This window comes from Allorhodopirellula solitaria, assembly GCF_007859855.1.
Classification (GTDB): Bacteria; Planctomycetota; Planctomycetia; order Pirellulales; family Pirellulaceae; genus Rhodopirellula; species Rhodopirellula solitaria.
On sequence record NZ_SJPK01000003.1, the window covers coordinates 474254 to 494877 of the forward strand.

A 20624-nucleotide genomic window follows, 5' to 3' on the forward strand; every position below is an offset into this window, starting at 1 on the left:
TTGTTTTCGTGAACGAAATAAGTTGTCAGTGTGTTTCCACCAGGAACCAGATATGAAATCGGTATCGATCGTCGTTTTACTGTGTATTTTGCAAATCCATTTTGCGACCCGCACTTCGGCTGAGTTCCGAGCGGGGGCAGCTGTCGTGGACGCTTCGCCCGACCGCTATCCGGTCCTCGTCAACGGCGGTATGACCAGTCGCAGCGCCGATCGCGTTGTGACTCCCATCTCGGCGCGGGCAATTGTGTTCGATGACGGCGAGCAACGCATCGGTATCGTGGTCGTCGATAGCTGCATGATGCCGCGTCCGCTGTTGGATGAAGCCAAAGCTTTCGCTGCCGAGCAGACCGAGCTTCGTCCTGACCGCATCCTTATCTCGGCGACGCACACGCACACGGCGCCAGCTTCGATGGGCTGTTTGGGAACCGACGCCGACGCCAATTACCTGCCGGTCCTTCGCGAGCAGATCGTGGCTGCGCTCGTGGCCGCCGAAAACAATCTCGAACCGGCTCGAGTGGGCTGGGGGGTCGGCGATGCCGCGGCTTACACGGCCCTGCGTCGTTGGATTCGACGTCCTGATCGCGTCGTCGAGGATCCCTTCGGCAACCCGACCGTGCGCGCGAGTATGCATGCGGGTGCCAACTGGGATGACGTGACGGGTGAATCCGGACCGGAAGACCCCGATCTGTCACTGATTTCCGTGCAAGCAAAGGATGGGCGGCCGATCGCGGTGCTAGCTAATTTCTCGATGCACTACTTCGGTGCTGCCGACGCATTGAACGCTGATTACTTCGGCTTGTTTTGCAATGGGTTGCAGTCGCGCATCGAGACGGCGCCCGACGAGGATCGTCCTCCCTTCGTCGCGATCATGTCCCATGGATGCAGTGGAGATATTTGGCGGCGCGACTACACCGAACCCGCCGACTCCCGGCCCGAGCCCACGATCGAGAGCTATGCGGCCGACTTGACTGATATCGCGATGGCGACCTATGAGGCGATCGACTATCAGGAACCGGAGGATCTAGCGATGGCTGAGACACGGTTCGAATTGAAATACCGTGTCCCGACCAAACAGCGACTGGAATGGGCCCAGCGTATCGTTGATGAAATGGGCGACCGATTGCCGAAGACCCGCCCTGAAATCTACGCTCGCGAACAGGTCTTTTTACACCAGTGGCAGTCCACCGAGGTGGTCGTCCAAGCCCTTCGGATTGGCGACATCGGGATCGCCAGTACGCCCACCGAGACCTATGCTTTGACGGGTTTGAAGTTAAAGCTGCAGAGTCCCCTGTCCAAGACAATGGTGATTGAGTTAGCCAATGGCGGCGACGGATACATCCCACCACCCGAGCAACACCTGCTCGGAGGGTACAACACCTGGGCTGCTCGCTCAGCGGGCCTGGAGGTCGAGGCGGAACCGAAGATCGCCGCAGCGGCACTCGGGCTGTTGGAGGACGTGGCCGGTCGATCTCGACGAGTATTCCAACAGAGTCGTGGACCGGCTAGCCAAGAGCTCCTCAATGCCCGCCCCGCTGCCTATTGGCGGATGGATGAGATGGCTGGCCCGCGGGCAGTCGACTCCAGTGGCCAACATCGTGACGCAATCTATGAACGCGGTGTCGTCTATTTCTTAGCCGGTCCTCGCTCGGATGCGTTTTCGAAAGCTGAGGGCGAGGCCAACCGAGCCGCCCACTTTGCTGGCGAACGACTTCGCGCCCGCGTCGCTGGCCTCAGCGACGAGTACACGATCTCGCTCTGGTGTTGGAACGGAATGCCTGTCGATGGCCGTCGGGTCGCCGGTTGGATGTTCTCACGCGGACACGATCACGATCTCGGGCCGGGCGGGGATCATCTTGGCCTCGGTGGTGCTGAGCATCATCCGGGTCGCTTGATCTTCCTGCACGGCGACGAAGGCCAAGGGGCAAAGGTGGCCGCGGGGAGCACACCGCTTCGACGTTGGAATTGGAACCACGTGGTATTGGTTCGAGATCGCGAGCACGTGCGGGTTCACTTGAACGGGAACCCGCAGCCGGAGATCGAAGTCCAGTCGCCGGGAGGCTTTCCCGCTGGCTTGGACCGCTTGTTCTTCGGCGGACGCTGCGATAACGAGTCGAACTGGGAAGGCCGTTTGGACGAGATCGCTGTATTCGACCGGGCGCTCACGCCCGATGAAATCACAGCCCTGTATCCCGCTGAAGATTGATACCGGAGCTAGGCAGCGGCAGTCTCAGGGCTTTTTTGAAGCATCAGCATCACGCGGTCCAAGATCAGGATCAGCACTACTGACAATCCGAACAACGGCAATAGCAGACAGAGCGCCACGATCGAAACGATGACGGTTTTTGACACGTAACCCGAAGGCGGTTTCCGTGGCAAACCGCTGCGTCCGGCAGGCCGACGCTTCCACCACATCCAAATGCCAGTGACGGGCAATGCGACGAAGAGGATGCAGGCGGCGAACCAGATGACTTTCGAAAGCGGACCAACGACACTACCAACGTGAAGTGGGTAGGCCCAGCGATGCCACCAGTACCGTGGGTTATCCGCCAGATCGTCGATCTTCATCACTTCACCGGTTTTTCGGTGAATCTGAAAGCCTGTTGAATTCATGGCACCGTAGGTGCCGCGGGCATAGTCATTGATCGCGGAAACCGAATAGTGGTCAGATGATCCTTTGGGCAGGTCGACTGTGATATCGCGTTCGGGATAGCGATGGACTGCGACATCGAATGCTGCCTGCAATCCAAAAGCTGGCTCCACGTAGGGTTCGGGTTCTTTGTCTTTGCCCTTACCACTACCTCTGGAACCGTCTTCGGCTGCTTCGGCAGGCGTCTCAAAGAACTGCTTGCTCGCGAGGTGAAAGGATTCTCCCCAGATCAATGTGTAGAACAGACCCGTTACGATCAACAAGATACAAACGGGTAGCAAGTACACACCGAGAACGGAGTGCAGATCTCGTAGAACGACGTAAGGTTTGCCTCGGAGTCGCGGCAGCCAGACGCCACGGACTTTCTCCTTGCGGCGTGGCCACCAAAGATAGACCCCGGTGAGGAACAGCACCAAAGCCCAGCACGTCGTCAGTTCCACGATAATTCGGCCTGGCGTGCCGGCGAATAGTTCGCGGTGAATCTTCAAGACGGTTCTGAAAAATGACTCGAGGCTCGTCGTGCCGGTCATTTGGTGACGGACATCTCCCGACGCTGGATCGACGTAGACCGCGATCGACTTGTCCCGCCGCCGCTTCCGTTTTTCAGACTTTTTTTCTTCACCCTCTTTCTGGGGCGGTTCGACCCAGACAACTGTATTGCGGCTATCATCGGCATGACGGCGGATGCGAACCGCCTCAGCGCCGGGCACAGCGGCCTCCGCGTTGGCAACCAGGACGCTGCTATCACGCCCGCTGTGAAGATTGGGATCGATACCGCCGGTGCTTGCTGTCAAGGTTTCGCCAGCCGACGGGTTGCGAAATAGATATTCGGAATGAGCGGAGTCAGTGATCTCCGCTGCGAACAAATAGATGCCCCCCGTGATTGCGATCACAGCGAGTACAGGCGTCACGAAGACTCCGGCGTAAAAGTGCCATCGCCACATCACGCGATAAAGCGATGACGTTCGGTTCGCTGCTGGCTTGGGCTGCTTTTTCTTAATCGGGGCCGGCGGAATGTCTGTCGCCGGTGACGACTCCGCCGCGGGAAGGGTATCGAGGCTCATGAGAGAGATCCGGTGGAAGCTTTGTTTGGGAGGTGAGCCTCAGAGGACACACATTCAATCGACGCAGAGCAAACTGGAAGTCGCCTTGACTGGCACAATCCGGCTCACATGTCGTCTAGATCGTCGAAGGGCGTCGGGGCGCGATTGCGCGAACGGGCCTTCGCTTTCGTAATCTTTGCGTCTTCAATTTCGATCGGTGGCAACTCGGTGACGTCTTCGTCGATGGTGAACATCCACTCGGAATCAGCTGGGTTTTCGAATGCACCGCCGAGTTGATCGGGTGATCCCAATACCGATGGGTCGACTCGCCAAATGACCGTTGCCTGAAATTCGCCGGTCGGGGAGCCGTCGCCTTTCTCGTAGGTGCGTAGTACATAGACGCCGTTTTCGTCGACGATGCCCCAAGGTTTGGACTCGCGGACGTCGACCGCGCCACCCGTTGGGTGCAGGGTGACCTGGGCCCCTTTCGGGATTTGCCCATTGATGCGCACGGTACCCTGCACCGGGGAGGTCTCAGTATGCCAACGCTCACCGCCGCCACATCCGGCTGACAGGACGCACAAGCCGGCCACCGCGACGAGTACTCCGGTTCGCACAGTTCGTTGCTGATAGGCAATCACGATTAAAATTCTCCTACCACTTCACCACCGTTGATCGATGTCATCGCCTTAAGCGTGTCGAATGCAATGCTCTCGGTAATGAAGCGAACCGATCCGTCGGCCATCCCCATCTGGACGCCCCCGGTATGGAACGAATACGGGCCACCGAACCAATTGCTGACATTGACCACTTGATTCCCGGCGGACCAGTAGACAGCTGACATTTCACCACCGCTCGGCGACATATCCACCGCACATGCGAACATCCAGCCCGCATTGCCGCTGGAAGTCCATGGTGGCTTCTCGGTTCCCCATGTATGGCTGTAACTGGGCGACAGCGGATTCCGGCGGCCTTTCACCCACCAGTCACTTCGCCCCGCCGATTCGTAGATCATGCAGGTCGATGAGGTGCCGTCGATGATGTCCCGCATGGATCGAAACTTGTTCCGTTCGAACAGCGATTCATACTTGTCCCAGTCGCTGGCGTTTCGAAGCACCGAATAATCGGTCGTTTGGAATCCGTTTGCACTCAAGGTGTCATCGGCTGATGGGTTGGATGCACATTGGTAAACCGTCGGCATTTGAGTAGCCAGTTCGAGGTTCTCGCCTTCGTCCCAGTCCAGTGCGTAGTCGTACAGATCGGCGACATTGCCAGCCTCGAGTTGCGGCAGAATCGATACAGACCAAACCGCCACATCGTTGGTCTGGGAGGAGGGAAACTTCTTGTAGACATCGTGGTAGTTGTGCATCGCCAGACTGACCTGCCTCATGCTGTTACTGCACTGCATGCGGCGGGCTGCTTCGCGAGCGCTTTGGACCGCGGGCAATAACAGGCCAACCAATACGCCAATAATCGCAATCACGACGAGCAACTCGACAAGCGTGAACGCTAATCGGCGAGGGGCTGCCGGAAGAACAGATGGATGCGAGCGGAAGCTCGTTACTGTGGGGGTGCATGAAGACATGCATGGACTCCTTAATCTGGATAGAACGCTAATTGGGAAGGAACGCACATTCGGTTCAAGTGAAAACCGATGCGGGTTGAAGCGTTGCTGGCTAGATAGGTGCCTCGACTCGAGTTGAGGAGGGCACGCTAGTGGCTGGCTGGCTGAGGTCGGGCAGGCTACTGCTGCTGCGAATCATTCTCAATGAGGCTAGATGCGAGCCTAGGTGCGGTCAACCATCGATTTCCGAGTTCTAGCTAAAGGGGATTGGTTTTACGTAGCAAGTTGTTTGTGGTTTTTAAGTCATCGCAATGGTGTGTTGCGCCCGCCGGGCGTGTCGGGGCTGGTGTCAGGTCACGCCGCGGGTGGGTTTGAGCGGGGTTGTTCTCGCTGATGTGCTTTATTGCAAGATGGTTGGGGGGTGTCGGGGAGTGGACCCTAGCCGAGACGGGCGGAGCCGTCTGGCTACACTGTTGCGATATTCCGATTGAGGCTCTAGTTGGTGGCATTGAGTGGTCTTCAGCCGAGACGGGCGGAGCCGTCTGGCTACTCTGTTGCGATGTTCTGAATGAGGCTCTAGTTGATGGCATTGAGTGGTCTTCAGCCGAGACGGGCGGAGCCGTCTGGCTACTCTGTATTCATGGGGGGAACTGGAATGCCGGGAAATGAGTGTAGAATCAGTTTGAAACGCGAAGTTTCTTCGAGATGTGGGCTCTTATCAACAAATGCTCGGAGCGTCATTCCTTCTGCTTAATACCCACCACCCACCCACATCGATTTTAGGCGACATCATGAAAACGAAGAAACATCACGGCTCGTTTATGCTGCGATTCATGATTCTAGGTTTCAGTATCGCGGTGGGCGTGCTCACGTTCTGGTTGTTGGGCTACGTCCTCCGCGATATCGATCGGGTGAAAGGTCCCGATTACAACCAAATGATCGAAGCGGGAGTGCCGCAAGAGCTCCAAGACGCACGGCAGGCACTTGCCGCGGAAGCGGTGGAACTGAAGCAGCAGATCGCTTCGGCGGAAGAACGCCGCCGCTTGACCGTCCAGACGACGAACGATTCGCAGCAAACCATCAATCAGCTGTTGGAGCTGAAACGCAACGCCGACGAGAACGAAACGAAGCTGAGCGAGGACCAGCAGCAGGCGCTGACCGATAGTCTCCAACTTTTCCTTTCCAATCAGAGCCAGATGCAGGTTCTCAACGCAGAGTTGGCGACGCTCAATGAGCAGAAGACGGACGTCTCGCAAAAACAGCAAGACAATGCACGAGCGATCACAGCGGCGAGTCGTCCTATCGAGAACGAATACGAGCGACTTCAAGCGAGACACCAGTGGCGGCTTGCGGCCTACAAGCTTGGATTACTCATCCCTGTTCTCTTGATCTGCGGATGGATGTTTGTACGACAGACCGGTGGCACTTACTCGATGCTCGTCTATGCACTCAGTGGTGCGGTCGCGGCGCGGGTGATTTTGGTGATGCACGAACATTTCCCTGCGATCTATTTTCGCTACATCCTCATCCTGCTCTCGCTGGCCATTGCGATCGGTGTCCTGCTGCGTTTGCTGAGGTTGTTGGCGAATCCGAGCCGCGATTGGTTAATTCGTCAGTACCGAGAGGCTTACGCGAGCTTCTTCTGTCCGATCTGTGACTATCCGATCCATCGTGGCCCGCTGAAGTTCGCAGTCTGGACACGGCGTAGCTTGAAGAAGCGTTCCCTGGCCGCGGCGAATGCCGGTGACGCCACCGCCGACCAGCCGTACACATGCCCTTGTTGCGAAACGACACTGTTTGAAGCCTGCGAGAAGTGCGGCGGAATCCGGCATTCACTTCTGCCCGCCTGCGAGAAGTGTGGCGACGCCGCTGGCCGGGCAATCGGATCAGCAGCGTCGGAGTGAGCCGGCACAGGAACCAGGCTCGTTTCAAGGCAACGAAAGCGACGCAACGTGATTGGGCTAAAGCGTCTTGAGGTATTCCAACACAGCTCGCTTCTCCGGTTCACTGAGTCGATTGGGATAATCGTGGCCGTCGGACGACTTGCCGAATCGCCGGGTGTCGAAGTAGCTGCGCCGGATTGCCACGTCGGGGGTCTCCAGCGGAACGCGGTCTGTCGTTTCAATCGACAATCCGACCTTGGATTGATCCATCTCCGCCGCGGTCCGCCGCCAAATGACCGGGCGCTGGTCGGGGTGCAGAACATGCCAAAGTGTCGGCACGCTCCCGTTGTGAAAGTAAGGCGCACTGGCCCAGACACCGTCGAGCGGCGGCGCTACATAGCCCGCGGGATCGGTGATCGTTTCGCGGTGCTCGGCATCGTCGGTCGCCGCGAACCAGCTACGTGAATAGTGCTCGCGGCCCGCAACCGTTAGCGCGTCGTGCCGAACGGGATCGGTGCCGATCTCCTCGATCGGTACCATGCGGTTTGGATAGCCAGCGATGGATTCGGAATCGGTGCGGTTGTCGTAGGTTCCGTGGCATTCGGCACAGTTGGATGCGAACAGTTTCGCACCGCGTGAGGCGAGCACTTCATCGACTGGCCCGGCATATCGAGGTGCCCGCAGTGAGGACAGGTAGGCTTCCACATCTCGAAACTCATCTTCATGCTCACGGAAAAAGTCAGCGTCATTTTCTGGCACGAGCATGAACTGCATCAAGCCACGGTGTCCTTTGGGAGCAAATCCGTCGATGTAGATGTACGGCCGCCGGTAGAAATGCCACCATGGTGGTGCGTCCATATCGTGATGCGTGAAGGAAGTGGGCGGACGGTCGATGAGGTTGAGCTGATCGTCACGGAAGTGCATCAATCCCATCCCGAATACGACCGCATTGGTGGTGCCGTGGGTCGTTCCCAGCGGGATCACGAGTGATCCAAGTTCCATCCGTCCCAAGGGCTTGCCGAGTCGAAACTTGGTGCTGCGAACTTCTTCGGTTAACGTTTGCAGGGCGTATTGGTTGTTGGGGGCGCCGGGAGTCGGCGAGCCATAGATCGAACCGCCGTGGCAAGCAAAGCAGTTCATCGTCCAGTTGCCATCCTTGTCAACGACGTATTGCAAGGGTTTACCTGGATCAGCGACTTGCCTTTCCTGGCCGCCGTCCCCTTTTTCATGCCCGTCCCCTATTTCGCTGCCTCCTGTTTCGCTGACCCCTGTCTCGCTGACCCCCGTCTCGTTTCCACGGTTACCGAGATCGACATGAGGGCGCTGCGTTAGCCCGTAGCGATCGAACGCCATCGCTCGTCGTTCGCCGACCGAGGCGTCTGCGGCTTTCTGCCGGAGTGGTTCCGGCCAACTCTTCCAGAGATTGTCAAACACTTCCTGGTCGAAATCGCTGGGCAAATACGCTGTATTGACTAATCGTTCAAACCCGCGCGAAGCAGCTTCCGCTTGATCGGATGCCGTCGCGTTGCCAGCAGGTGAGGTGCGGGGAGACGGATCATTGGCGGTCAACCGAGCATGGCTCCATCCGACCGCAGTGATGAAAACGAGAGCGTAGGAACAGAGGTGTCGCATGGGTTGCCTTTTTTCGAAATCAAGCACGGGCATGGTCATGCAGAATACCATTCTACCACGCTCTCCCGCCTCTTCCCGTTAAAACTGGCTCATCCGACGGAAGCGTGCGCGGAGCACAGGGGGAAGGTTTTTCTAGGCATGGCTCTCGTATCCAATAATCTTACAAAAATGCGTTCCTGACGAACGAATGTCCGCCAGGGACCGGCAACACCATTGGCGTACCATCGACCGAGATATCCCTTGCCAAGCCAGCACCTCTTCAGAGCTCGGCTCCGTTTCTCCCGGCAGCTCCAGTCTAACATCCACTATCACCTCCGACAAATCAATCATTGGATACTGGAGCCATGCCTCCCAAACCTCCAACGCACGCTTCCGTCGGATGAGCCTTAAAACTCACGCGAGTTAACCGGTAGAGCCAGGCCAATGCTGGCTCATTTTTCTCTTTAAGAAGTCGACACTTCGTTGCAATTGATCGATTCCATCGACACCGTCTTCAATACTGATCCAGCTATCGAAACCCTTCCCTGCTAGCTCCTGGAAAATGGCGTCGTAATCGTTGAGTCCTTGACCAATCTCACCATGACGGAGGCGTTTGGCATAGCCGACCGAACCACCTTCCTCCGCACGAAGGTCCTCGATCGTACCCTCGATCAGGTACCGGTCGCTGGCGTGCATCGTGACCACTCGGTCGGAGACCCGCTTGAGTAATTCAAGCGGGTCTTCGCCCGCAAGAAATGCGTTGCTGGGGTCGTAATTCACGCCAAAATTGGGGTCGTCGATGGCATCAACCAGATCACAGAACACGTCCGTCGCCTGCGCAAACTCGGGGTATTCCCAGAAGTCATCCTTGTAATGATTCTCGAGGATCAGGGTCACACCTTGCTGCTTTGCCAAAGGCAGGCAGGCCTGGATGCTGTCGGCGGCGAGTTGCACGCCTTCGTCCATGGTGAGTTCGGGGCGACGTTGGCCGCTGAGGACTCGGCAATAGCTGCCGCCAAGTGCCGCGGTCATCTCGATCCAGCGTTTCTGCTTGACAATTTCCGCGTCTCGGAAGGCTGGATCGGGATGCGTGAAGTCGGGCGAGCAGCAGAGCATGGGGATGACCATGCCAGCATCCTCGGTTTGCTGGCGAGCCCGAGCCCAATTCCCCTCGTCGGCGAGTTCGAGAAAACCGGAATAGAATTCCAGTCCGTCGACCCCCAGCGTGGAGGCGAGGTCAATCCACTGGGCAATCGTCATCGAGCCGTCTTTGCAGAGAGCTTGCATGTAGGCTTTGGGAAAAGCTGCGAGTTGAGGCATGGATCAAACGGGTTTAAGAACAGACTTGACGACGTCGCCGCGGTGCATCTTTTCGAACGCATCGTGCCATTGGTCGATCGGCCAGACACCGCCGATGATGGGAGCGACATTGAGTTGACCGCTGGTGAGTAGGGCGAGCACACGCTCCCAGATCGCCCAGTGATGGCTAAAGCTTCCCTGCAGCGTCACGTTTTTCTGGACGAGTGGATCGAGGCTGAAATTGAGCGGCTGGCGTCCCCAACCCACTTTGCTGATCCAACCTGCAGGCCGCACGACATCGATAGCAACTTCGAGCGTGGCACTGACCCCGGCGGCATCGATGACGCCGTCGCAGCCGAGACCGTCTCGTTGCCGCGCCCAATCTCGCGGGTCGCCGACAATCACATCACATCCATAGTTCAGGTGGGCAATCTCGAGACGCTGCCGGTCCGATTCCAATCCCACCAATGCGACTTCGGCGCCACAAAGACGTGCCATCGCCGCGCAGAGAATCCCGATCGTGCCGGGCCCCATCACGACGACGCGGTCCCCCGGTTCGATCCTGGCATTGCGAACGACCGCATTGAACGCCACGCAGCACGGTTCAGTCAGGCAGGCGTGTTCCAAGGGCAGCGCATCATCCACGGCGTGCAAGATCCGTGAGGGCACTCGGACATATTTCGTCATCGCACCGTCGACGCCGTAACCGAACCCTTTGCGTGTCGGGTCAAGGTTATAGAACCCCCGGCGAGACATCGGGTTGGACGAATCGATGATCGCTGCCGTTTCGCTGACAACACGGTCACCCTCCTTCCAGCCCCCAACAGCCGAGCCCAGTTCCACGATGTGGCCGCCAAATTCATGCCCCAGGATGACTGGGTAGTTGACTGGCCAGGAATGATCGGCTGTCCATTGATGCAGATCACTGCCACAGACGCCGACGTTGGCAACCTCGAGCAAGACGTCTTCTTCGCCAAGTGTCGGCCGGTCAACTTCTCGGATTTCGACGCTGCCTTTTTCGGGCGCAAAGTTCACGACAGCTGCTGATTTCATGGTTCGCTTAGGGGGCACAATCTTGGGCATGAACCGCCTCGCAAATCATTCTCAGCGAACCTTCGAGGTCGCCGGAGGCGGTTCGGAAAGCATCGGCATCAATGGTCAGGGGGGCTCCCAAGACAACCAGGGGAGCACCGTGTTGAGGGCATTGAATCGCCTGCTCGATCGAGAGTCCACCGACCGCCTGAACAGGAATTTTCACGGCATTGACGACGTCTCGCAACTGATCCATCGGGCTGGGCATGCGCTCTCCGCGTGCCGCGATCCCACGCCGCTCGTCATAACCGATGTGGTGGATAACAAAATCACATCCGAGGTCTTCGAGCCGCTTGGCACCCTCGATCATGTCTTCCGAAACCATATTGTCGCCCATGACTTGGCAGCCAAAGTCGGCACCGGCTTTGACAACACAGCGAATCGTCTCTTCGTGAGCCCGGGCCATGACCACCACGTGAGTGGCTCCCGCTTTGGCCATCATTTCGGCTTCGAGGTATCCGCCGTCCATTGTCTTCAGGTCGGCCACGATCGGTGTGTCGGGGAACGCGGATCGCAGGGCGCGAACGCCGTGCAGACCTTCGGCAAGGATCAAGGGGGTTCCCGCCTCGAGCCAATCCACGCCGGCTCGCATCGCAAGCTGCGCGGTTTCTATCGCTTCGTCGATGTTTGTCAGGTCGAGCGAGATTTGAACAATGGGACGCATGAGCTATTGAGGACTCCCGGCAATTGAGGACTGTACCAATTCATTGAGCTGGAAAGGGGCTGCGTCCGGATCGACCGTGCGGGTTCGCAGCGTTTCGACGCTGCGTCGAGCGTCGCAGTAGTCCAGCACCAACACACGCAGTTCAGCAGGCAGTTTCTTGATGACGGGGTCGTTGTAAGGGTCGGCATTGTGGAAGACCAACCGATCCGGCCAGTCGCTGTGAAGGTCAACGGAATCCACATCGAGTTTCGCAGCCACGTGGCGGATCATGGTGGACAGCGACCGCGATGGCGATTGAGCTCGGACGCGGGCGGCTTCACGCCGCAGTGCGGACTCCGTATCTGTCATCTCCCGGGCCGCTTGCCAAGCGACCGGGTCCCCTTCGGCATGGACGGCAACGACGAAGCGTGCTTGGCCGAGAGCGCGAATACCGCCGACGTCTTCGCCGAGCACCGGGATCCGCGAAATCATGTCGGTCATGGAGCCCTGTTTTGCCGGACGCCCCATCGCAACGACAGACACGTCGACGAGACCGCTGCGAAATTCGGCGGGGACATCGAAGGTGACTTTGAATTCCTTCTCACCCTCGAGCACCTGCGTCGAGGTCCAACGCAGTTTGTAGTAGACGCCACAGCCTCGCTCGATCGTTCCCGCTGCGGTCACGGCATGCAGCGGGGCAACCCGATCATACTGCATGGCTTCGGATTGTTTGGTGCCCGCGTCCATCCCCGCATGACCTCGAGCCAAGTTCCCCTGCGTCACATCGGCTGCGACCCCGAAAGACTGGGTCTGTTCATCGGATGTCTTGACTTGAATGGGGCTAGCATATTCGCTCGCCGTTTCGGTGCGTGGCGAGTAGTTGATCACACCCCAGGATCGATCGCGGGGAACGCAGCGAACCATCCAACGGTCAATTCGCGGCATCTCCGCACCACTGACCAGGGACGAGAGTCGCAACGTGATCTCAACTGGTTCCCCCTGATGGCTCGTCCGCAGGTCACCTGGTCGCGGCCGTGAAATGGGGACCGCGACAGCGGTCGGCGGCAAGTCAAACGAAATCACCGGGTTTTGAGCCGCAGCGATCGAGCTACCGAAGATGCTGAGCGTCGAAGCCATGACCAGCGTCAATAGGCCGCTCGATGGTGCCAGAGCGAAAGGGGCGAAACGAACTCGGTTGCAGGTCGTTTGAGTCATGGGTTGGTTCTCCGTTCCAGTGCGACGTTTCCTGGTAGCTGGGTCGCGTTGAGATCAAAGGGCTCTTGCGAATCACACGCCAGTTCTTCTGGCCAGCAACCGATCCGTCGTGGATGCGGGCTGCAGCACTCACGACCGTGGTCGGGTCGGGTGCGTTGGAGCAGCGAGTTCATCATCCGTTGGGCACCACATTTGGCAAGTCAATTTGAAAATCGCAACGATGCGAGAACCACATCGGTCGGCGGCCTGATTGGCTGCGTGAAACATCATAACCGACTCGCTACGGGGCGTGTGGTTCCCACTGTGAAACTCACGCTCTTTTCTCGATCGCCGGAATCAGCGTCATGGCAAGCCGAACGACTCTCTCGATTTTGGACAGTTAGTAACGCGTGATCAGTGAGTGGCAATTTTGCGAAAGCTTTTCTGTGCTGGACGAGGCGACGAGCTGTTGAGACCCGCAAGTTTGCTCCCCCGTGTGCTTGTCACACGGGAAGCGACGTTTTGAAATTAGAAAACCGCGCCATCGACACGCGTTCCCCTGTCAGCTTGACTGACAGAAAACCAAGCCTCGCCCTACGCCAATGGCGTTTAAAAAACAGCCGGTGGTTTGAGGGCAAGCGAACACCACCGGATACGACTCCCGTGTTCCTAAAAAACATCGCCCCGCGTCCCTCACTCCACCTCATTCTCAAAGGCGGACATCGGATCGTCGCTGGCGAGCTTCTCAAAGAAAGCGGCGTCGCAGAGGGTCGCCCGATCGGTGTCGGCATGAATAGCCACGGTCGCCGCGTCGCCGGCGAGGTACTCGGCAAATCGGGCAAGACGCTTCGATGCGGACTGCGGGATCGCCTGGGCTCCTTCCTGATCGATGCGCTGTGGCCACTGGAAGATATCGATCGCCAGCCATGCGGAATGCTTGCCAATCCGATCGCTGAGATCGTCCTGGAAACCAATCTCAGCTGCTAACTGATCAGCGTCATGAAGATAGGGCCCGTCGCTGGAGTGGAGAAAGTAACGACAGTTTTCGGTAGCCATGATCACGCAGTTGCCATTCGCCTGGAACACATAGTCGTCTTCTTCCGCCGTCATTTGTCGCCGCTCAATTGCGTAGAGGGGTTCTCCCAACGCTTGGGCGGTCTCGATCACGCGTCCTGCATTGACGCGGCGTGGCTCGTCGAGCAACAGCACCACCCGGCGGACTTGACTGTAGGACGAGAACCGTCCGTTATCATCCGTCCTGTTCTGTTGGGCAGGATCGGGTAACCAGCTGGCAGGGACCTCGTCAGCCTCGGCGAACGATTCCGCATTGTACATGCCTTCCAACGCCAAGCATTTGTCGTAAGCGGCGATGAATTTCCGTCGATCGCCCTTGGCCGCATAGATGAGTGCGCGAAGGAAGTCACGTGAGTGTTCGCCAGCTTCATAGGCTGCGAGAATCGCGTCATCATATCGTTTCAACCCGATTAGGAACCGCGTCCGATAGACCTGCAATGATTCTCTTTGGTACGTCTCGTCGACGGGCAGTTCGCTGTGTTCGAGAACCTCGGTGACTCGATTGAGCCCGTTTTCGTGGTCACCGTTTTCGAGCATTTCCTGCAGCGTGGTCCACTGAAACCGAAGCGAATGCGGGGCATCTTCTCGCAATTGATCGATGACTTCCTCGAATAGCTTCTCATCGTCCAACGCATACTCGAGCATGTCGACGACCTCGGCCTTGGGCTCGAGATCGTTGTACGCGTCGAGCGGCCGGTCCATATCAACGTAGCAATAGACACATTGTTCGAGGGCCTCGTCCCGCTGGTCCGAATCGTCCGCTAACTCCATGGCTGTGACGAAGAATTCCCGGGCGCGATCATACTGTTCTCGTCCCACCATCGATCTGCCAACGAGCATCAACGCGTCGAAGTCGTTTTCATGGTCGCTCAGAAACTCATCCACGAGTTCGTCAACGTCCGCCGGGGGCACCGCGTCGGGCAGCAGTTCTCCATCGTTGTCCGTGCGATCGGCTAGCACATCCATCGCCTGGGACTTGTCCACGCAGATGGCATAGGCCTCGTTCAGCCGGTCGCATCGACGGGCGACGTCGCACAACGCGAACTCGTACCAGGTCCGCGACTCCGAATCAGTCTCCATGCCTTCGAGACTCGCGGCGAGAGCATCGAATGCGGCGAGGTGGTTGCCATGGAGGTGATCCAACATCGCGCGGTAGTAGTCGAGGTACGGAGCATCGGGATCGATCGCTACGGTGGCATCGATCAGGGTTTCAAGCCCTGCAGCGTCGGAATCGTAGACCAGCGTATCGCCCAGTGTCTCGAACGCGCCGATGGGGTCGGGCAGGTTCTCGTAAAAGGCGGCCAACTCGCTCTTGCGATCCTCGGGTAGGGCGCGAGCGAGTGCACTGACATTCGCAATCGATTCGGGTGTGTCCTCGAGAGCGGCTCTGTAGGCTTCGATCGCCTCGTCGGTGCGGTCGAGGTTCTCGAGGGCATAACCGAGAGAGTGGTAGGCGTCCGCATCGGCACCGAATTGCCCGAGATACGCGCGGAAGTATTGGACGGCCACGTCGAATCGGCCCAGCTCCGAGTAAGCTTCCCCACGCAGGTAATCTGCCAGCAGGGTGGATTCACCGAAGGCATCGGCTTTCTCGAGCGACTCGATCGTTCTCGCCGGATCGATGGCGCCGTGGGTGACCGCCGAGATGATCCACCGCAACGTCTGCATGCTCTCGGCGATGGGGTGGCCCACGACCGCCTCGATGTGATCCATGGCGGCGTAGATGTTTCCCTGGGTACACTCGATGATGCTCTGCAGGAGTTGGTTCATGCCGTAGGCTAGTTCGTTGACGATGTTGCTTTGCATGGTGTCGCGCAGACCCATCGCGGCGAGTGCTACCGTGGAGACACCGAGAGACAACTGGCTGACGTCGCAGATCCGCCACTTCCCATCGATCTGCTTGAGCACGTAGAGCTCGCGCGCCGTCCCGAGTTCCTCCGACCAACATCTTACGAACACATCTGCGACGGCCCCGTCTCGGGAAAAATCAATCTGGGCGATTTGGTGCCGTGTCCACGGGGCATCGAGCATCTCGAACTGCCGCTCGACCTGAGCACGCATCGCCGCCGCCAATTGCGTCTGTAGGCCCGGTTCGATGGCGACTCCCGACCGCTCAACGACGTCTCGCGCGAGTTCCTCAAAATCAAAAAAATCGGTCTGCTCTGCCACCGAGTCGGCTTGGGTCGCGTTTTGGTAGTCATCGAAGAATTGATGGATCTGTTGCTCCTCCGCTGTCAATTTCACGTCGGGACTGCCCGACGGAACCGTCTCTTGGGCAGCGATCGTGGTGGCGGTGAAGAACAGGAAGAGGAGTAGGAGACGAGTCATGCAGCACTGCAGATTGAAAAGCGGGAAAACAGACGCGGATTGGATTGGGGGAGGCGCGGGCTGTCGCCCTGGAAAACGAATCGCTCCACGCTAGCGGCGAGGCGGCGACAAGCCAGTTGCTAGCGGGGCACCACCTCTCGATTGTACCCGCAAACGAACTGAAGAGTTTGCGGCCCAACGCCGTCCGTCGAGGCTCCTTGTATCGGCACGCGTACCCTTTGCAGATTGCCTAATCCAACAGCCGCTGCGGGGAGTGGCTACGGATGATCGACGCGACCGATCAAAGAGTTAAATCCACTGTCCGTTCGCACCGGAGGCAACTGTGGCCACTGAGCATGCTATCCATCGTCAAACTTCCCCCAGCCAAAGCTTCTTAGTCTGGCAAAGATGGTTGTTCCTCTTGGCGTTCGCCATCATGACAACGGGATGCACGCCCAAGGTGATGGTTCGCAAGAATCCCGATGATCAAGATTGTGGGATTCGTTACTACCGCCCCAAACCCTATTTGAAGATCGAACCGGCAGAGATCGCGGTCAGCAAGACCGAGTCACAAATCACCCCGGGGTTGGTTCGGATCTCGTTGGTCTATCTGCCGGACTTCAGCGAAGAGTATTCGATCAGCGTTCGCAGCGGGTGCGGGATCGCGGACGTTGGCATCAAGCTTGAGGACGGTTGGAATCTTACCGAGATCAGCCAGGAACTCGACAGTCAAACCGATGAGAATGTGGAGGCGATCGGGAGCTTGCTCAGTGCTGCCGGCGGATTGTTGCCGACATCTGCGAGCGATCGTGCTGCTGAGAGCGTTTCCTTTACCGTGCCGGCCCGCAACGTTCCGATTGGATTCTACGAATCAGTGGTCGGGCGTGATGCATGCAACGTTAAGCGGCTGTACGGGTTTCGCTACCTCGGTTTCATGCCCTTTGCCGGATGTCCGATCGAAATGGCTGGCCACTCGCATGCATCCTGCCAAGACCCCGGCGCTTGTGGCCAGCATCCCGCTGGATCGATGTACGGTTTGACCTTCGCGGGGGGAGAGATGGTCTTTCAACCTCTCGATGGGGTGCGATCCGCGTAGTGCGCCTGTGATCTGGCGAGATTGGTATTCACGAAAAGAGGCTTCCTCCTGCAAAATGTTGGTGCTCAAACTAACACCGCAGGAAAGGAAGCCTCATGGATGTCAAAGGTATCGTCGGAAGCCTCACTCAAGCAATCGCAGATTCTGAAATTCAATCCCGAGAAACGGAGCCGAGCTCTGCAGAGGTGCTGGCTTGGCAAGGGATATCTCGGTCGCCAGCGTTTCCCTGCAAAAGCGGTACGCCAATGGTGTTGTCGGTCCCTGGCGAGCGTTTGTTCGTCAGGGACGCATTTTTGAACGATCATTGGATACGAGAGCCATGCCTCAAAAAACCTTCCGCTGTGCTCTGCGCACGCTTCCGTCGGATGAACCAGAATTAGCAACACACGATGAATCAGTGTCGGTTTTCGCAGTGGACGAGGCGACGAGTCCTGCGGCTTTGGACTCGTCCCCCACGACAGAACATTGATCGTGCGTTGCTTAGCAACCCGGTGCCGTTCCTACCCGCCATCGGCCGAGACGATCGGTATTAAAGGATGCGCATCGAGAACCGATCGTCGCTGAGTGTGGTGGCGAGCGGGTCTGTCCAGTCGACTGGCTCGGTTAGCACGTCGTCGATACCGACGGGGGCGGGCAGCGGCGGCGTCTCGGCGGTCCGGTCGTCTCGGTGGTCTGTGGTGACCATCATCGGCGCGATGGGTTCGGCTGATCTCGCCGATGAATTCTCACGTTGATTGAGATAATTGATTACCCGCAGGGCATCGAGGGCTGTGATGGTGCCGTCGTTGGTCACGTCGATCTTGCTGGCGAACGCATCGGCGTTGGCGAGCCCACCGGCCCCAAACGTATTGAGATAATTGATGACCTGCAGAGCGTCGATCGCCGTCACGATCTGGTCCTGGTTGACGTCGACGGCCAATGCGGAGTTGTGCCAGGGGTTAACGACTTGCTCGGCGACCAGCTCGATCGGGGTGGGGGCGTTGGTGGTGATGACGATCGGATCGAATTCGTAGATGATGTTCTGCGCCGTCGGTGTGAGGCGATAGCTGCCGCTCGGCAATTCGCCTAGCACGAACGCTCCATAGGCATCCGTCGTTACATAACGGGGAACTCCCGTGCGGATCGCCGTGGCCCCGATTTCGGTACCAGCGTGCCCCATGATTCGAATCGACGCGATCTCGCCGTCGGGGTCGTGGAGGGTCAAGGTTTGTTCTTCGCCGTAATCCAGGCCGCCATCGGAGTCATTGCGAAGATCAGTGGTCGACCGGTCGATAAGATTCCCGTCGGCATCGTAGGCCTCGACACGGGCATAGGCGGCTTCGTCGTTCTGCAGCCCCACCACGTCGACCTCCACATACCCAGTGGCTTGGTCCAGCGTCGCCAGTGCCGTGACTCGGGCACCTAGATTGGGCGTCCAGTACTGCAACTGAACGTCATGAACATGAATCAGTGGTTGGTCAGCGAGCGCGGCGACCTCTTGGACGCGCGTGTCCGTGTTCAAGGCGCCGAGCTTACCACTCAGAGAGATGCCTGTGACGGTGGCTAACTCCGTATCGAGCGGCAGCGAGGCTGCGTCCAGGTTCCCATGGGGCAGTTCACGCCCATCGGCTGCCGTCACATGAATCGAAACATTGCTCAGCAGAACATCGTCCGCGGAAGGAGCGGAAGCTGAGCCAGAGTCGACGAAAGCGTACCCTGCGAGCGCGGAGGACTCCGGCAGCAGCGGTGTCGTCGGCGTCGCCGACCAGATGTCGCTAGTGATGCCCGTCACCGCGTCGCGAACTCGGAAGGAAATCGTGCTGAACTCTGCCGGCATGTTGATCGCGAGATCGAACGTTGCCGTATAGGAATCCGGCGCCGCGATACTGGCCCAGTCACCGCCGTCGATCGAAACATCCAGGCTGCTGACGCGGTTGATCGAGATATCGCTTTGGTTGCCTGACGAATTTTGATTCGCCAAGGTGCCGGCAGATGCTTCCCCATGGAACTCGAAAAAGCCTGTTTCCGCATCGAAACCGCCCGAGCCTGAGAAATTCAGTGGGACATCGAGCACATCGAAGACGCCGTCCCCATCGGAATCTTGCCAGCCGACCATCGCGAGCGTGGAAGCGGGTGACGTGTGGGTTGCGAAAGCACTGACGAGACGGTTGTAGTCAGCCATGATGCTGACCTGTTGCTCGAAGCCGGAGGTGGGGTTGTCCCAGGCGTTGGTGTTTTGGGTGTTGTAATAACCGCGGGACGCATTGTAACCCGCCCCTCCAGGGTATTCATCGAACGCCCAGAAAATATGTCCCATCTCATGCGTGAAAGTGCTCGTCGGCCGCGTCGATGGGGAGACGAAATACATGCCTCCTGGAAAGGCAAACGCACCGCGAAAGGAACCGCCCTCGGCAAAATAGCCGTCGTGATCATCCGACGAATCTGCGATGAACACCGAGAACGCCCAATCGGTGCCGAACTTCTCCCGTTGCGAATGGTTGAACGCCAGCATCCCATCGTCCAGCTGCAGCGACGGATCGACACCTACGGTATCGAGAAACTCGCCGACGTATTGGTTGTAGCTGTTGCTCGGTTGATCGATCGGCTCGTAGCCGGTCTCGACTGGGTTGCGGGCATAGGTGTCATCGATCGTGAACTCGAGCGTGTGAACGCTGTCGAGCGTGTCCAGCAGATCGCTCCACCAATTCGCGCCGTCGGTGATGTTCTCGAGTACCGAATCGATCTCGTCCGGGGTCCAGCTCTGTGACGAGTTGTCGATCGACCCGTCCGATTGGAGAAAAATCGGTGTCACGGTGACCGTCCCGAGCATGAACTCAGCGGTATCGTGAGGGGTCGCCCCGAGTGGCAGGCCAGCCGCCATCACACGGCGATGCTCGAGGGATTCGAGTCGAAGTGGCCGGCGGATTAAGCGTTTTTGACACGACACGGGCAATGTTGCCAATAGAGGATTATCTTGATGGGCACCTGATCATACCCCGCGGCAAGCTGAGCAGTCGATTTATTGAGCCGACACGCGTGGGCGGCCGAGTATGGGCCGCTACCCGGTGCCTTACGGAACTCGGCTAACCGTTGCGGCGCCAGTATCGAATAAATCAACAGCCCGAAACGCTAGCGATTCAAGGCTTTACAGGTTAGCAACGCACGATCAATTTCTGTCGTAGTGGGCGAGGC

Annotated in this window: 13 protein-coding genes; 3 read left to right on the forward strand and 10 right to left on the reverse strand. The window is 58.2% G+C overall.

The window, feature by feature from the left end; translation table 11 throughout:
* The first annotated feature begins 52 nt into the window (after window positions 1–52).
* Entirely contained in the window at window positions 53–2203 is a 2151-nt protein-coding gene (locus tag CA85_RS08005; RefSeq protein ID WP_146390773.1) for a LamG-like jellyroll fold domain-containing protein, read from the forward strand.
* An 8-nt stretch (window positions 2204–2211) separates the two neighbouring features.
* Here the strand turns inward: CA85_RS08005 and CA85_RS08010 are convergent, their stop codons facing one another.
* From CA85_RS08010 to CA85_RS08020, 3 genes are all read right to left on the reverse strand, one after another.
* Window positions 2212–3711 carry a PepSY-associated TM helix domain-containing protein gene (locus CA85_RS08010; protein WP_146390774.1) on the reverse strand — a complete coding sequence of 500 codons (1500 nt, stop codon included), beginning with the start codon at window positions 3709–3711 and terminating at the stop codon, window positions 2212–2214.
* A gap of 104 nt (window positions 3712–3815) precedes the next feature.
* On the reverse strand, window positions 3816–4331 hold the full coding sequence (locus CA85_RS08015; protein WP_146390775.1) for a hypothetical protein: 516 nt from the start codon (window positions 4329–4331) through the stop codon (window positions 3816–3818).
* A gap of 2 nt (window positions 4332–4333) precedes the next feature.
* Entirely contained in the window at window positions 4334–5275 is a 942-nt protein-coding gene (locus tag CA85_RS08020) for a DUF1559 domain-containing protein (RefSeq protein ID WP_146390776.1), read from the reverse strand.
* A gap of 770 nt (window positions 5276–6045) precedes the next feature.
* Here CA85_RS08020 and CA85_RS08025 point away from each other — a divergent pair.
* On the forward strand, window positions 6046–7158 hold the full coding sequence (locus CA85_RS08025; RefSeq protein ID WP_146390777.1) for a hypothetical protein: 1113 nt from the start codon (window positions 6046–6048) through the stop codon (window positions 7156–7158).
* Window positions 7159–7215: 57 nt separating this feature from the next.
* Here CA85_RS08025 and CA85_RS08030 read toward each other — a convergent pair whose 3' ends face one another.
* From CA85_RS08030 to CA85_RS08055, 6 genes are all read right to left on the reverse strand, one after another.
* Window positions 7216–8769: a c-type cytochrome gene (locus CA85_RS08030; RefSeq protein WP_146390778.1), complete on the reverse strand. Its 1554-nt coding sequence runs from the start codon at window positions 8767–8769 to the stop codon at window positions 7216–7218.
* Between the two features lie 402 nt (window positions 8770–9171).
* Window positions 9172–10068 (reverse strand): sugar phosphate isomerase/epimerase family protein, encoded by an 897-nt coding sequence (locus CA85_RS08035; RefSeq protein ID WP_146390779.1) that lies wholly within the window; start codon window positions 10066–10068, stop codon window positions 9172–9174.
* Between the two features lie 3 nt (window positions 10069–10071).
* On the reverse strand, window positions 10072–11100 hold the full coding sequence (locus tag CA85_RS08040) for a zinc-binding dehydrogenase (RefSeq protein WP_146390780.1): 1029 nt from the start codon (window positions 11098–11100) through the stop codon (window positions 10072–10074).
* A 7-nt stretch (window positions 11101–11107) separates the two neighbouring features.
* A complete protein-coding gene (locus CA85_RS08045; RefSeq protein WP_146390781.1) occupies window positions 11108–11803 on the reverse strand; it encodes an orotidine 5'-phosphate decarboxylase / HUMPS family protein in 696 nt (231 codons plus the stop codon).
* Between the two features lie 3 nt (window positions 11804–11806).
* Entirely contained in the window at window positions 11807–12997 is a 1191-nt protein-coding gene (locus tag CA85_RS08050) for a hypothetical protein (protein WP_246112595.1), read from the reverse strand.
* A 672-nt stretch (window positions 12998–13669) separates the two neighbouring features.
* Window positions 13670–16378, reverse strand: a complete 2709-nt coding sequence (locus CA85_RS08055; RefSeq protein WP_146390782.1) for a tetratricopeptide repeat protein — start codon at window positions 16376–16378, stop codon at window positions 13670–13672.
* Window positions 16379–16778: 400 nt separating this feature from the next.
* Between CA85_RS08055 and CA85_RS08060 the strand changes: the two genes are divergently transcribed.
* Entirely contained in the window at window positions 16779–17453 is a 675-nt protein-coding gene (locus CA85_RS08060; RefSeq protein WP_146390783.1) for a hypothetical protein, read from the forward strand.
* 529 nt (window positions 17454–17982) lie between these two features.
* On the opposite strand, the gene CA85_RS08065 is transcribed toward CA85_RS08060, so the two are convergent.
* Entirely contained in the window at window positions 17983–20379 is a 2397-nt protein-coding gene (locus CA85_RS08065) for a dockerin type I domain-containing protein (protein ID WP_246112596.1), read from the reverse strand.
* Window positions 20380–20624 lie beyond the last annotated feature (245 nt).